The organism is Trinickia sp. NRRL B-1857, from assembly GCF_050470685.1.
GTDB lineage: Bacteria > Pseudomonadota > Gammaproteobacteria > Burkholderiales > Burkholderiaceae > Trinickia.
This window is the reverse complement of sequence record NZ_JBFLUK010000011.1, coordinates 2331728-2343991: the sequence shown is the minus strand read 5'-3', so window position 1 is coordinate 2343991 and position 12264 is coordinate 2331728. Positions and strand designations below refer to the sequence as shown.

The following is a 12264-nucleotide window of genomic DNA, read 5'->3' as shown; positions in this document are numbered from 1 at the left end:
GCCCGGGGTTTAGCTACCCGACTTTTGCAGCGCGTTCGATTGCGTCGGGGCCGGTGCGCCTTGCGTCATGGCGGCCGTCTTGCATTCGTCGGCGAGACGCGAGCCGTCATGGTCGGAGAACAGCATCGCCTTCGTCGGGATCACGACGAGGTCGAGACCGGTCGCGGCGTCGTGGAAGCGGTCGGCACCCGTCGTCGTGGCTTCGCGCGGCAGGTTGTAGTTCTTGCTGGCCCAGTGAACCGTCACGATTTGGTCACGTTGCATGTCGCCCTTCAGGTCGAACGAGAGACCGTCCTGGCAGGACCACAGCACCGAGCCTTCCGGCACCGGATCGGTCTTGGCGACGGCTTTCGTCGACTTGCGCTTGACGAGGCGGTGCTTCGGTGCCGGCGTCTTGGCCTTCTTGACGGCGGTCTTCTTGGTGGCCGTGCTGCCGTCGTTTTGCGCGAATGCGTTGTTCGCGGCGAAGAGCGTCGTGGCGGAAAGCGTGGCAACGACGGTGGCGATCAGCAATTTCTTCATGGAATCAAGACCTTTCGATAACGGTGAGACAAATAGAACACGAGCCGCGCGGCAGGAAACCCCACCGGCTTGCGCGCATGGCGGCGCGCGGCGGTGGCTATTTTCTCCTATTTAGCGGCACAAACTTCAGATTTTCGGGCCCGGTGTAGTTTGCACTCGGGCGGATGATCTTATTATCGATACGTTGCTCGATGATGTGAGCGCTCCAGCCCGACGTACGCGCGATCACGAACAGCGGCGTGAACATGGCCGTCGGCACGCCCATCATGTGGTACGAGACGGCGCTGAACCAGTCCAGATTCGGAAACATCTTCTTCGCGTCCCACATAACGGACTCGAGCCGCTCCGCGATGTCGAACAGCTTCGTATCGCCGGCTTGCTTCGACAACTGCTTGGCCACGTTCTTGATGACCTTGTTGCGCGGGTCGGAGATCGTATACACCGGGTGGCCGAAGCCGATCACGACTTCCTTGTTCTCGACGCGCAAGCGGATATCGGCTTCCGCATCGTCGGGCGAGGCGTAGCGCGATTGGATCTCGAAGGCGACTTCGTTCGCGCCGCCGTGCTTCGGCCCACGCAGCGCGCCGATCGCGCCCGTGATCGACGAGTACATGTCCGAGCCCGTGCCCGCAACGACGCGGCTCGTAAAGGTCGATGCGTTGAATTCGTGCTCGGCGTACAGGATCAGCGACGTGTGCATCGCCTGTACCCACGCCTTGGACGGCTCCACGCCGTGCAGCAGATGCAGGAAATGGCCGCCGATCGAGTCGTCGTCCGTTTCCAGTTCGATGCGGCGGCCGTTGTGCGAGTAGTGATACCAGTACAGCAGCATCGAGCCGAGCGAGGCCATGAGGCGGTCGGCGATATCGCGCGCGCCGGCGATGTTGTGATCGTCCTTCTCCGGCAGCAGCGTGCCGAGCACCGAGACTCCGGTGCGCATCACATCCATCGGATGGGCCGAGGCCGGGATCCATTCGAGCGCGGCTTTCAGGTTTGCAGGCAAGCCGCGCAGGGCCTTCAGCTTCTTCTTATAGGCGGTCAGCTCGGCAGCCGTCGGCAACTTTTCGTGCACTAGCAGGTGAGCGATTTCCTCGAATTCGCACGTAGTGGCGACATCGAGAATGTCGTAACCGCGGTAGTGCAAGTCGTTGCCGGTGCGTCCGACCGTGCAAAGCGCCGTATTGCCGGCCGTGACGCCGGAAAGCGCCACGGATTTCTTCGGTTTGAAGCCCGCTTGGGCAGGCGCGGCGCCTTTGCCTGCGTCACTCATGGTCTGTTCCTTAGGCGGCATACTCGATCATTTTTGAGCGGCGAACAGCGCGTCGAGCTTTTGCTCGTACTCGTGGTAGCCGAGATACTTGTAGAGGTCGTCGCGCGTTTGCATCGTCGGCACCGCCGCTTTTTGCGTGCCGTCGCGACGCACCGTCTCGTAGAAGTTCAGCGCCGCCGCGTTCATCGCACGGTAGGCCCCGCAGCAATAGAGCGCAATGTCCACGTTCGCCGTCTTCAACTCATCGGTCGTAAAAAAGGGCGTTGAGCCGAATTCGGTCAAGTTCGCGAGGATCGGCACCTTCACGGCCGCCTTGAACTTGCGGTAGTCGTCCAGCGTGCGCATGGCCTCGGGGAAGATCATATCGGCGCCCGCTTCCACGTAGGCGATGGCGCGCTCGATTGCCGCATCGATGCCTTCGACCGCGGCCGCATCGGTGCGCGCCATGATCACGAATTGATCGTCCGTGCGCGCATCGACGGCGGCCTTCACGCGATCGACCATTTCGTCCTTCGGCACGCATTCCTTGCCCGGGCGATGGCCGCAACGCTTTTGTCCGACTTGATCCTCGATATGCACGGCCGCGACGCCGGCCTTGATGAACGAGCGGATCGTACGTGCGATGTTGAAGGCGCCGCCCCAGCCCGTGTCGATATCGACGAGCAGCGGCAGCGAGCAGGCGTCCGTGATGCGGCGCGCGTCGATCAGCACGTCTTCCATCGTGCTGATGCCCAGATCGGGGATGCCCAGCGAGTTGGCGGCCACGCCGCCGCCCGACAAGTAAACGGCCTTGAAGCCGGTGGCCTGCGCCATCTTGGCCGCGTAGGCGGTGATCGCACCGACGACTTGCAGCGGTGCTTCGTTCGCGACGGCTGCGCGCAATGCCGCGCCGGGGGAGGAAAGCGACGATGGATGGGCTGTCATGGCATCTCCTTCGATGCGGGGCCGATGAGGGGGGCCGTTTCGGGCGGCAGCGGCCGGCCGGTCGCTTGCGCCCGGCGCAAGACCGACCAGTAATAGCGGTAGCTCGCGCGATCGTGCAACGTATCGCCGTAGCGCGTGGGACCCCACTGCGCGGCTTGGGCTTGCAGCAAGATCGCGGCCGCGGTGGCGATTGCGTCGTCGCGCGGTGCGAAGGCGGCGACGATCACGGGCACTTGCGCGGGATGAATGCTCCACATCCGCGTGTAGCCGAATTCATCGCGCGCGCGGGCGGCGTCGGCGGCCACGACGGACATATCGCGGATTTCCGTGGTGACGTTGTGCGACGGCACTCGGCCGTAGGCGTGGCAGGCGGCCGCAATCTCGAGTTTGGCGCGCCGCACGAGCGGATGGTCGAACTGACCGGGCGAGCGCATGCCCGAATCGGGAATCGCACCGCCGTGTGCCGACACGAAGTCCATGAGACCGAACGACAGCGCCTCGACGGTCGGCAGCGACGCGAGCCGGAAGACATCGGCCAGCGCGCCGTGCGTCTCGATCAAGAGTTGGGTAGGAACCGGTTTCTCGATGCCGAACTCCCGCCGGGTGGCCTCGATGAAGGCACACATTTCGGCGGCATCGGCCACGCTACGAATTTTCGGTAGCGCGACGTAAGCGGGGGCGCGTTTCGCCGTGCGAAAGATGAGGCGCACGTCGTCGCGCCAATGCGGATGGGCGAAGTCGTGGATGCGTACGCCGACGCGTCCGAATCGATCGTGTTCGCCACCGATCAACGACGCCACGAGTTCGGCATGCTCGGCTTCGTGGCCGACGGCGGCGCCGTCCTCGCAATCGAGCGTCACGTCGAAGACGGGACCGAGCTCAGCTTGGAGCGCCAGCGATTTGAGCATCAGCTTTTCGCTGCCGGCATAGTGATCGCACACGGGGAGCAACGCGGCCGGCGTTTCGCCGTCGAACAACACTTCCGCTGGAGTGAGGGCGCGCATCTTCGGCGTCAGAAGCTTTCAAATCTGTTCAAAAGACCGGATTCGCGCGGGCTCTGCATGCCATGCGGGTCGCAGCACCGCGGCGAATTGCCGGCAGGTTGTTCGCCTTTTGGGCGGCAACCTAGCACTGCGGCCTAATGCACGCAAAGCACGTGCGAATCCGATATGGGGAGACGGCGCCGGACGCCTGCGTCACAAGGACGCGGCGTGCACGGCGCCGGACTCTCGAATCGTTCTCGGTGCGGCCCGCCTAGGCGGGCCGCACCGACGCCTCGGCCATTAGCCGAGCAGGTGTTGCACGCCGTCGCGCTCTTCGAGGAGTTCGTTCAGCGTGAAGTCCATCTTTTCGCGCGAGAACGCGTCGATTTCAAGGCCTTCCACGCGCTTGTACTCGCCGTTTTCGCAGGTGACGGGCACGCCGTAGATGATGTCTTCGGGGATGCCGTACGAGCCGTCCGACGGGATGCCCATCGTGACCCACTTGCCGTTCGTGCCGAGGACCCAGTCACGGACGTGGTCGATTGCCGCATTGGCCGCCGAAGCTGCCGACGACAGGCCGCGCGCTTCGATGATTGCCGCGCCGCGCTTGCCGACGGTCGGTTGGAACACGTTGCGGTTCCATTCTTCGTCGTTGATCAGCGTCTTCACCGACTGGCCGTCGGCCGTGGCGAAGCGGTAGTCCGCGTACATCGTGGGCGAGTGGTTGCCCCAAACCGCGACCTTCTCGAGCGACGAAACCGGCTTGCCCGACTTCGTGGCGATTTGCGACAGCGCGCGGTTGTGGTCGAGGCGCAACATGGCCGTGAAGTTCTTCTTCGGCAGATCGGGAGCCGACTTCATGGCGATGTAAGCGTTCGTGTTCGCCGGGTTGCCGACCACGAGCACCTTTACGTCGCGGCTAGCGACTTCGTTCAGTGCGCGGCCTTGAACCGTGAAGATTTCGGCGTTGGCCGAGAGCAGGTCCTTGCGTTCCATGCCCTTCGAACGCGGACGCGCACCCACGAGCAGCGCGATGTCGGCGTCCTTGAACGCCACCTTCGGGTCGTCCGTCACGACCACGCCGGCCAGCAGCGGGAACGCGCAGTCTTCGAGCTCCATGACGACGCCCTTGACGGCGGCTTGGGCTTGCGGGAGGTCGAGCAATTGCAGAATGACGGGCTGGTCCTTGCCGAGCAGATCGCCGTTGGCGATACGAAACAGCAGCGAGTAACCGATTTGACCTGCGGCGCCGGTGACGGCAACGCGCTTTGCGGACTTAGCCATTTAGAACTCTCCAGGGATGCGTTGGTGCGTGGGGTGCTGCGTCTACGCTAGGGAAAACGCCATTCTATGCGCGTTACGCGAAGCGTGTAGGTGTACTGTCCTTGCCCGCGACGGAGTGTAGAAGCGGGGCTCCACGATGTCAACCGTATCTTATGTCTTATATAAGACATATGAATTTCATAGGTAAATCTGGACGGGTGCGGGCGCTTTGTGTTGAAATGCGCGGATGAATGCGAACGAGGCAAGCGCGGGCAATCCGAAGAACGGCCAGGCCGGCGATGGCACGGCTGCGGCTGCGGCCGCCCCTTCGCCGACGTTCAGCCCGCTATACCAGCAGATCAAGGGGCTTATCACCCAGAGCCTCGAGTCCGGCGAATGGAAGCCCGGCGAGATCATCCCGAGCGAGGTCGAACTCGCCGCGCGCTACAAAGTCAGCCAGGGCACGGTCAGAAAGGCGATCGACGAATTGGCCGCCGAGAACCTGCTCGTGCGGCGCCAGGGCAAGGGTACGTTCGTTGCGACGCATAACGAGGATCGTGCCCAATTCCGCTTTTTGCGGCTGTTGGCCGACGACGGCGCCGAACATCCCCACGTCAGCAAGCTGCTTGAATGCCGCCGCCAGCGCGCGCCGGCGGAGATCGCGCGCCAACTCGACTTGAAGCCGGCCGATCCGGTCGTGCAAATCAAACGCCTGTTGCAATTCGACAGCGTGGCGACTGTGCTGGACGAGATCTGGCTGCCCGGGGCGATGTTCCGTGGGCTCACGCTCGAGCGCCTGAGCGAGTACAAAGGACCGCTCTACGCAATGTTCGAAGCGGAATTCGGCACCCGCATGATTCGTGCGTCGGAGAAGATCCGAGCCGTGGCGGCGGAGCCCGCCGTGGCCGAGGTGCTCGGCGTGCCGTCCGGATTTCCGTTGCTCTCCGTGGAGCGCGTGTCCTATACCTACGGAGATCGGCCCGTCGAAGTGCGTCGCGGTTGGTATGTCACAACCGGGTACTACTATCAGAACGACTTGAGCTGAGCTGACACGAGGCTGTCACGGTTCGGGTAGGCCGAGGCATAGGCGTGCCGTGGGCTCGATCATTGCGCATTTTGGAACGGTCTTCACCGGTTTTCGCTGCGCTGCGGAATGAAAAAGCGCTAAAATCGCGGGTTAGTGTGACTACATAGTAGGGGTCTAGCATGACAGAAGCGGTAAAAAAACCGAGACCGGAGTTCCGGAACATCGGGATCGGCGACATTACAATGACATACCGCCTACCGTTGGCGGCGAAGGTGTCGATCCTGCACCGGGTTAGCGGTGCGCTACTCTTCGTTTTCCTTCCCTTCCTGCTCTACCTCTTCGATCAGAGCCTCACTTCCGAAATGAGCTTCGAGTCCTTCAAGCTCTTTCTCTCCAACATCGTCGTCAAGCTCATCACGCTCGTGCTCGCGTGGGGATTCCTCTTTCACTTCTGCGCCGGCGTGCGCCATCTCGTGATGGACACGAACCACGACGCGGTGACGAAAGAGAGCGGCAAGCGCACGTCCGTCGTTGTTTTCGTGGTGTCGTCGGTCCTGACGATCGCCTTCGCGCTCAAACTGTTCGGAGCATTCTAAGAAAATGGCAGCCAACAACCGAATCGGCTCGAAGCGCCTCGTCGTCGGCGCGCATTACGGCCTGCGCGACTGGCTCGCGCAGCGCGTGACCGCCATGATCATGGCGATCTACACGGTCATCCTGCTCGCCTGGTTCTTCGGCGCACAGGCTTTCTCCTACGACGGCTGGGCTTCGATCTTCGCCACGCAATGGATGAAGCTCGCGACGTTCGTCACGTTGCTCTCGCTCTTCTACCACGCGTGGGTGGGTGTGCGCGACATCTGGATGGACTATGTGAAGCCCGTCGGCACGCGGCTCGTTTTGCAAGCGCTGACGATCGTCTGGCTGCTCGCGTGCGCGGGCTACGCTGCGCAGATTCTCTGGAGAGTGTAAAAGAATGGCTGCAATCAAGAATTCTCTGCCGCGTCGCCGCTTCGACGTGGTCATCGTCGGCGCGGGCGGTTCGGGGATGCGCGCGTCGCTGCAACTCGCACGTGCCGGTTTGTCGGTTTGCGTGCTGTCGAAAGTGTTTCCGACGCGTTCGCACACGGTCGCCGCGCAAGGCGGGATCGGCGCATCGCTCGGCAACATGAGCGAAGACAACTGGCATTACCACTTCTACGACACGATCAAGGGTTCCGACTGGCTCGGCGATCAAGACGCGATCGAGTTCATGTGCCGCGAAGCGCCGAACGCCGTCTACGAGCTCGAGCACTTCGGCATGCCGTTCGACCGTAATGCGGACGGCACGATCTATCAGCGTCCGTTTGGCGGCCATACGGCCAACTACGGCGAGAAGCCCGTCCAACGCGCTTGCGCGGCCGCCGACCGTACCGGTCACGCGCTGCTGCATACGCTCTATCAGCAAAACGTCGCTGCCAAGACGCAATTCTTCGTCGAATGGATGGCGCTCGACCTGATTCGCGACGCCGACGGCGACGTGCTCGGCGTGACCGCGCTCGAAATGGAAACGGGCGACGTCTACATCCTCGAAGGCAAGTGCACGCTGTTCGCCACGGGCGGCGCGGGCCGGATCTTCGCGGCGTCGACGAACGCGTTCATCAACACGGGCGACGGCCTGGGCATGGCGGCCCGCTCGGGCATCGCCTTGCAAGACATGGAATTCTGGCAATTCCACCCGACCGGCGTGGCCGGCGCGGGCGTGCTGATCACCGAAGGCGTTCGCGGCGAAGGCGGCATCTTGCGTAACGCGAACGGCGAGCGCTTCATGGAGCGCTACGCGCCGACGCTGAAGGATTTGGCGCCGCGCGACTTCGTCTCGCGTTCGATGGACCAGGAAATCAAGGAAGGCCGCGGCGTGGGTCCGAACAAGGATCACGTGCTGCTCGACTTGTCGCACATCGGCGCCGAGACGATCATGAAGCGTCTGCCGTCGATCCGCGAAATCGCATTGAAGTTCGCGAACGTCGACTGCATCAAAGAGCCGATCCCCGTCGTGCCGACGATCCATTACCAAATGGGCGGCATCCCGACGAACATTCACGGTCAGGTCGTCGGCACGCCGCGCGGCCACGAAGAGGTCGTGAACGGCTTCTATGCCGTCGGCGAATGCTCGTGCGTCTCGGTGCATGGCGCGAACCGTTTGGGTACGAACTCGCTGCTCGACTTGGTCGTCTTCGGCCGCGCCGCGGGCAACCACATCGTCAAGCACGTCAAGGACCTGAAGGAGCACAAGTCCCTGCCGGCCGACGCTGCCGATTTCGCACTGTCGCGCCTCGACAAACTCGACAAGTCGACCTCGGGCGAGTACACGCAAGCGATCGCAGGCGATATCCGTGCAACGATGCAATCGCATGCGGGCGTGTTCCGTACGTCGAAGCTGCTTGCGGAAGGCGTCGAAAAGATCAAGGAAGTCGCGGAGCGCGTGAACCACGTGCACTTGAAGGACAAATCGAAGGTGTTCAACACGGCTCGCGTCGAAGCGCTCGAGTTGGCGAACCTGATCGAAGTGGCGCGCGCGACGATGGTGTCGGCCGAGGCGCGCAAGGAAAGCCGCGGCGCCCACGCGCAAAGCGATTACGAACATCGCGACGACGAAAACTGGCTGCGCCACACGCTGTGGTTCAGCGAGGGCGATCGCCTCGATTACAAGCCGGTGCACATGCAGCCGTTGACGGTCGAATCGGTGCCGCCGAAGGCGCGTACCTTCTAAGCCGGTGCATTCAAAGGACACACGCGAAATGGCAAAACGTACTTTCGAAATCTATCGCTACGATCCGGACAAGGATGCCGCGCCGCGCATGCAGACGTACGAGCTCGAGCTCGGCGTAGGCGATCGCATGCTGCTCGACGCGCTCGTCAAACTCAAAGCAGTCGACGAAACGCTGTCGTTCCGCCGCTCGTGCCGTGAAGGCGTTTGCGGTTCGGACGCGATGAACATCAACGGCAAGAACGGTCTCGCCTGCTTGACGAACCTGAACGATCTGCCGCAAAAGATCGTTCTGCGTCCGTTGCCTGGCCTGCCTGTGGTGCGCGATTTGATTTGCGACTTCACGCAATTCTTCAATCAATACCACTCGATCAAGCCGTACCTGATCAACGACACGCCGCCGCCCGAGAAGGAGCGTCTGCAATCGCCGCAAGAACGCGACGAGCTCGACGGCCTGTACGAGTGCATTCTTTGCGCGAGCTGCTCCACGTCGTGCCCGAGCTTCTGGTGGAATCCGGATAAGTTCGTCGGCCCGGCCGGTCTGTTGCAGGCTTACCGGTTCATCGCCGATAGCCGCGACGAAGCAACGGGCGAGCGCCTGGATAACCTTGAAGACCCCTATCGTCTGTTCCGCTGCCACACGATCATGAACTGCGTCGACGTTTGCCCGAAGGGCCTGAACCCGACGAAGGCGATCGGCAAGATCAAGGAACTGATGGTACGCCGCACGGTTTAAACGATGACACTTGCCTTTAGGCGCTCGCTTTATGCGCCGTCCCCCGAGGAGTCCTTCGGGACATCCGGGGGAGGCTCGGCGCATAATGACGCATCGCACCAAACAGACCCGCTGCGTCGCGCGCGCCTTCGTTGGCGCGCACGCCGCGGTCTGCTGGAAAACGATTTAATCTTCGAACGTTTTTTCAGCCGTTACGAGGAGAGCCTTAGCGACGCGGACGTGGGTGCGCTCACACGTCTGTTCGAGCTGAGCGACAACGACCTGATGGACTTGCTTCTCGCTCGCAAGGAACCGGAAGGCGACCTTTCCGACCCGGACATCGTCCGGGTGCTGGGCCTGTTGCGCGCTGTTTGAGCGCCGCATTGCTGGACGCGCCGCGCGCGCATGATCGGAAACCCGTTCCAACTTCGATTGAGGATGCTATGACTCCGTCAGATGTTAAAGCCACGCTCTCATTCAGCGATAATTCGCCGAGCGTCGAACTGCCGATCTACAAGGGCACGATGGGCCCTGACGTAATCGACATCCGCAAGCTGTATGGCCAAACCGGCAAATTCACGTATGACCCGGGCTTCATGTCGACGGCGTCGTGCAACTCCGCGATCACCTATATCGACGGAGACAAGGGCGAGCTGCTGTACCGCGGCTTCCCGATCGACAATCTCGCGCAAAACGCGGACTTCCTTGAAACCTGCTATCTGCTGCTGAAGGGCGATCTGCCGACCGCCAAGGAAAAGCAAGAGTTCGTCAGCACGGTCACGCGCCACACGATGGTGCACGAGCAGATGCAGTTCTTCTTCCGCGGCTTCCGTCGCGATTCGCACCCGATGGCGATTCTGGTCGCGTCGGTGGGCGCGCTGTCCGCGTTCTATCACGATTCGCTGAACATCAACGATCCGCATCATCGCGACGTCTCGGCGATCCGCATGATCGCGAAGCTGCCGACGCTCGTCGCCATGGCGTACAAGTACAGCATCGGCCAGCCGTTCGTCTATCCGAAGAACGACCTGTCGTATAGCGCGAACTTCATGCACATGATGTTCTCGAACCCGTGCGAAGAGTACAAGATCAACGACGTGCTCGTCCGCGCGCTCGATCGCATCTTGATTCTGCACGCCGATCACGAACAAAACGCGTCGACTTCGACGGTGCGTCTGGCCGGTTCGTCGGGCGCGAATCCGTTCGCGTGTATCGCAGCCGGTATCGCTTGCCTCTGGGGTCCGGCGCACGGCGGTGCGAACGAAGCGGCGCTGAACATGCTCGAGCAAATCGGCTCGTCGGACAACATCCCCGAGTTCATCAAGCAAGTGAAGGACAAGAACTCGGGCGTGAAGCTGATGGGCTTCGGTCACCGCGTGTACAAGAACTACGACCCGCGCGCGAAGCTGATGCGCGAGACGTGCCACGAAGTGCTCGAAGAACTCGGCCTGCACGACGATCCGCTGTTCAAGCTCGCGATGCAGCTCGAGAAGATCGCGCTCGAAGACGAATACTTCGTGTCGCGCAAGCTGTACCCGAACGTCGACTTCTACTCGGGCATCGTCCAGCGCGCGCTCGGTATCCCGACCTCGATGTTCACCTGCATTTTCGCGATGGCACGTACGGTCGGCTGGATCGCTCAGTGGAACGAGATGATCTCGGAAGCCGAGCAAAAGATCGGCCGTCCGCGTCAGTTGTTCATCGGCGAAACGCCGCGCGAAGCCAAGCCGATCGGCCAACGCGGCTGATTGCCGATTCGACGCCGGTTCTAACGAACCGGTTCGTCGACGAGCGTATTCAAAGCCCCACGGGTCATACCGTCGGGGCTTTTTCTTTTTTGGGCTGCTGCTTTAACGAGGGCTATGCCGTTCGACCGACTCCTCGCCGGGCCGTCGCGCCCTTACTCTGCATTCGTCTGCAACCAAGGTTGTCACTTGACAACTTTCTAACCGAGCGGTATTGTTGCCGCAATGACGAATGCAACGACCACATCCGAAGAAGGAAATCGAAGCGGCCCTCGTATATGCGGAAGCGCACGGCTGGCGAGTGCAGCCCAAACGAGGAAACGGGCACGCGTGGGGCAAGATGCTTTGCCCCTATCACGACGCTCAGTGCCGCTGCGGTGAATTTTGCATCGCCAGTATTTGGAGTACGCCGCGCTGCGCAGCGAATCACGCGAAAGATTTGAAGCGCGTCGTCGATCATTGCGCGGTGGTCCAGCAGATCGCCGTATTCAAATTGAGCGCGCTCGCAGAAATTAAGGAGTCCTAATGGAATACGTTTTTACGCTGAAATATCAACTCGCGGACGAAGATCGCGACCATGAGCAGATCGTCGAGCGTCTGTTCGAGGCAGGGTGTGACGACGCGACGGTCGGCATGGGCCAGCCGGGCAGAATCGCGCTCGCATTTACGCGTGATGCGGCCGATGCTTGGTCGGCTATCCATTCGGCGCTGCAAGATGCTAGAAAGGCGATGCCCTCCGCTAGGTTGGTTGAGGCGGGCCCGGATTTCGTGGGGCTGACGGACGTCGCGGATCTGGCGGGGGTGACACGACAGAATATGCGCAAACTGATGCTGGCTCACGCATCGCGTTTTCCGTTGCCTGTGCACGAGGGAAGTTCGTCGGTTTGGCACCTGTCGGACGTGCTCATATGGCTGAGCGGCCGTGGTTCCTATCCAATCAGCGCGGGCCTTGTCGATATCGCAAAAGCCACCAAGCAAGTGAATCTAGCGAAAGAAGCACGCCAAATCGAACCGCGCTTCAACCGGCAGTTAGTTCCGCTCCTCGCTTGAGTGCGGCGCATAGGCGAGC

At 61.8% G+C, this 12264-nt stretch carries 14 protein-coding genes; 9 read left to right on the top strand and 5 right to left on the bottom strand.

Features of this window, described 5'->3' with window-relative positions:
* Positions 1-9 precede the first annotated feature (9 nt).
* The 5 genes from AB1286_RS30860 to AB1286_RS30840 all read right to left on the bottom strand — a co-directional run bounded on the left by AB1286_RS30860 (position 10) and on the right by AB1286_RS30840 (position 4983).
* The gene (locus AB1286_RS30860; RefSeq protein ID WP_430366983.1) at positions 10-522 is read right to left on the bottom strand and encodes a hypothetical protein; all 513 of its coding nucleotides are present in this window, start codon (positions 520-522) and stop codon (positions 10-12) included.
* 97 nt (positions 523-619) lie between these two features.
* Positions 620-1792 (bottom strand): bifunctional 2-methylcitrate synthase/citrate synthase, encoded by a 1173-nt coding sequence (prpC, locus tag AB1286_RS30855; protein ID WP_430366982.1) that lies wholly within the window; start codon positions 1790-1792, stop codon positions 620-622.
* A gap of 27 nt (positions 1793-1819) precedes the next feature.
* Positions 1820-2716, bottom strand: coding sequence for a methylisocitrate lyase (prpB, locus tag AB1286_RS30850; RefSeq protein ID WP_430366981.1), 897 nt, complete (start codon positions 2714-2716; stop codon positions 1820-1822).
* Positions 2713-3720: an HpcH/HpaI aldolase/citrate lyase family protein gene (locus AB1286_RS30845; RefSeq protein WP_430366980.1), complete on the bottom strand. Its 1008-nt coding sequence runs from the start codon at positions 3718-3720 to the stop codon at positions 2713-2715. Before AB1286_RS30845 ends, prpB begins: the two co-directional genes overlap by 4 nt.
* 279 nt (positions 3721-3999) lie before the next feature.
* Positions 4000-4983 (bottom strand): malate dehydrogenase, encoded by a 984-nt coding sequence (locus tag AB1286_RS30840; protein ID WP_430366979.1) that lies wholly within the window; start codon positions 4981-4983, stop codon positions 4000-4002.
* 226 nt (positions 4984-5209) lie between these two features.
* Here AB1286_RS30840 and AB1286_RS30835 point away from each other — a divergent pair, with 226 nt between their 5' ends.
* The 9 genes from AB1286_RS30835 to AB1286_RS30795 all read left to right on the top strand — a co-directional run bounded on the left by AB1286_RS30835 (position 5210) and on the right by AB1286_RS30795 (position 12245).
* The gene (locus AB1286_RS30835; protein WP_430366978.1) at positions 5210-6007 is read left to right on the top strand and encodes a GntR family transcriptional regulator; all 798 of its coding nucleotides are present in this window, start codon (positions 5210-5212) and stop codon (positions 6005-6007) included.
* 161 nt (positions 6008-6168) lie between these two features.
* The gene (gene sdhC / locus AB1286_RS30830) at positions 6169-6585 is read left to right on the top strand and encodes a succinate dehydrogenase, cytochrome b556 subunit (protein ID WP_430366977.1); all 417 of its coding nucleotides are present in this window, start codon (positions 6169-6171) and stop codon (positions 6583-6585) included.
* 4 nt (positions 6586-6589) lie between these two features.
* A complete protein-coding gene (sdhD, locus tag AB1286_RS30825) occupies positions 6590-6958 on the top strand; it encodes a succinate dehydrogenase, hydrophobic membrane anchor protein (RefSeq protein ID WP_430366976.1) in 369 nt (122 codons plus the stop codon).
* A gap of 4 nt (positions 6959-6962) precedes the next feature.
* Entirely contained in the window at positions 6963-8738 is a 1776-nt protein-coding gene (gene sdhA / locus AB1286_RS30820; protein ID WP_430366975.1) for a succinate dehydrogenase flavoprotein subunit, read from the top strand.
* Positions 8739-8766: 28 nt separating this feature from the next.
* Positions 8767-9471 carry a succinate dehydrogenase iron-sulfur subunit gene (locus AB1286_RS30815; RefSeq protein WP_430366974.1) on the top strand — a complete coding sequence of 235 codons (705 nt, stop codon included), beginning with the start codon at positions 8767-8769 and terminating at the stop codon, positions 9469-9471.
* Positions 9472-9582: 111 nt separating this feature from the next.
* Positions 9583-9825, top strand: coding sequence for a succinate dehydrogenase assembly factor 2 (locus tag AB1286_RS30810; RefSeq protein ID WP_430367371.1), 243 nt, complete (start codon positions 9583-9585; stop codon positions 9823-9825).
* Positions 9826-9893: 68 nt separating this feature from the next.
* Positions 9894-11198 (top strand): citrate synthase, encoded by a 1305-nt coding sequence (gene gltA / locus AB1286_RS30805; protein WP_430366973.1) that lies wholly within the window; start codon positions 9894-9896, stop codon positions 11196-11198.
* Positions 11199-11427: 229 nt separating this feature from the next.
* Complete coding sequence (locus AB1286_RS30800) at positions 11428-11721, top strand: hypothetical protein (protein ID WP_430366972.1); 294 nt, start codon at positions 11428-11430, stop codon at positions 11719-11721.
* Positions 11721-12245: a helix-turn-helix transcriptional regulator gene (locus tag AB1286_RS30795; RefSeq protein ID WP_430366971.1), complete on the top strand. Its 525-nt coding sequence runs from the start codon at positions 11721-11723 to the stop codon at positions 12243-12245. Before AB1286_RS30800 ends, AB1286_RS30795 begins: the two co-directional genes overlap by 1 nt.
* The last annotated feature ends 19 nt before the right edge of the window (positions 12246-12264 follow it).

What these genes read in the sequence shown, in the direction of transcription:
- AB1286_RS30835 (WP_430366978.1), top strand. Translation starts at nt 5,210, where the DNA reads ATGAATGCGAACGAGGCAAGCGCGGGCAATCCGAAGAACGGCCAGGCC.
- AB1286_RS30840 (WP_430366979.1), bottom strand. Translation starts at nt 4,983, where the DNA reads ATGGCTAAGTCCGCAAAGCGCGTTGCCGTCACCGGCGCCGCAGGTCAA.
- sdhC (WP_430366977.1), top strand. Translation starts at nt 6,169, where the DNA reads ATGACAGAAGCGGTAAAAAAACCGAGACCGGAGTTCCGGAACATCGGG.
- AB1286_RS30815 (WP_430366974.1), top strand. Translation starts at nt 8,767, where the DNA reads ATGGCAAAACGTACTTTCGAAATCTATCGCTACGATCCGGACAAGGAT.
- AB1286_RS30795 (WP_430366971.1), top strand. Translation starts at nt 11,721, where the DNA reads ATGGAATACGTTTTTACGCTGAAATATCAACTCGCGGACGAAGATCGC.
- sdhA (WP_430366975.1), top strand. Translation starts at nt 6,963, where the DNA reads ATGGCTGCAATCAAGAATTCTCTGCCGCGTCGCCGCTTCGACGTGGTC.
- sdhD (WP_430366976.1), top strand. Translation starts at nt 6,590, where the DNA reads ATGGCAGCCAACAACCGAATCGGCTCGAAGCGCCTCGTCGTCGGCGCG.
- AB1286_RS30800 (WP_430366972.1), top strand. Translation starts at nt 11,428, where the DNA reads ATGCAACGACCACATCCGAAGAAGGAAATCGAAGCGGCCCTCGTATAT.
- prpC (WP_430366982.1), bottom strand. Translation starts at nt 1,792, where the DNA reads ATGAGTGACGCAGGCAAAGGCGCCGCGCCTGCCCAAGCGGGCTTCAAA.
- AB1286_RS30860 (WP_430366983.1), bottom strand. Translation starts at nt 522, where the DNA reads ATGAAGAAATTGCTGATCGCCACCGTCGTTGCCACGCTTTCCGCCACG.
- AB1286_RS30845 (WP_430366980.1), bottom strand. Translation starts at nt 3,720, where the DNA reads ATGCGCGCCCTCACTCCAGCGGAAGTGTTGTTCGACGGCGAAACGCCG.
- prpB (WP_430366981.1), bottom strand. Translation starts at nt 2,716, where the DNA reads ATGACAGCCCATCCATCGTCGCTTTCCTCCCCCGGCGCGGCATTGCGC.
- gltA (WP_430366973.1), top strand. Translation starts at nt 9,894, where the DNA reads ATGACTCCGTCAGATGTTAAAGCCACGCTCTCATTCAGCGATAATTCG.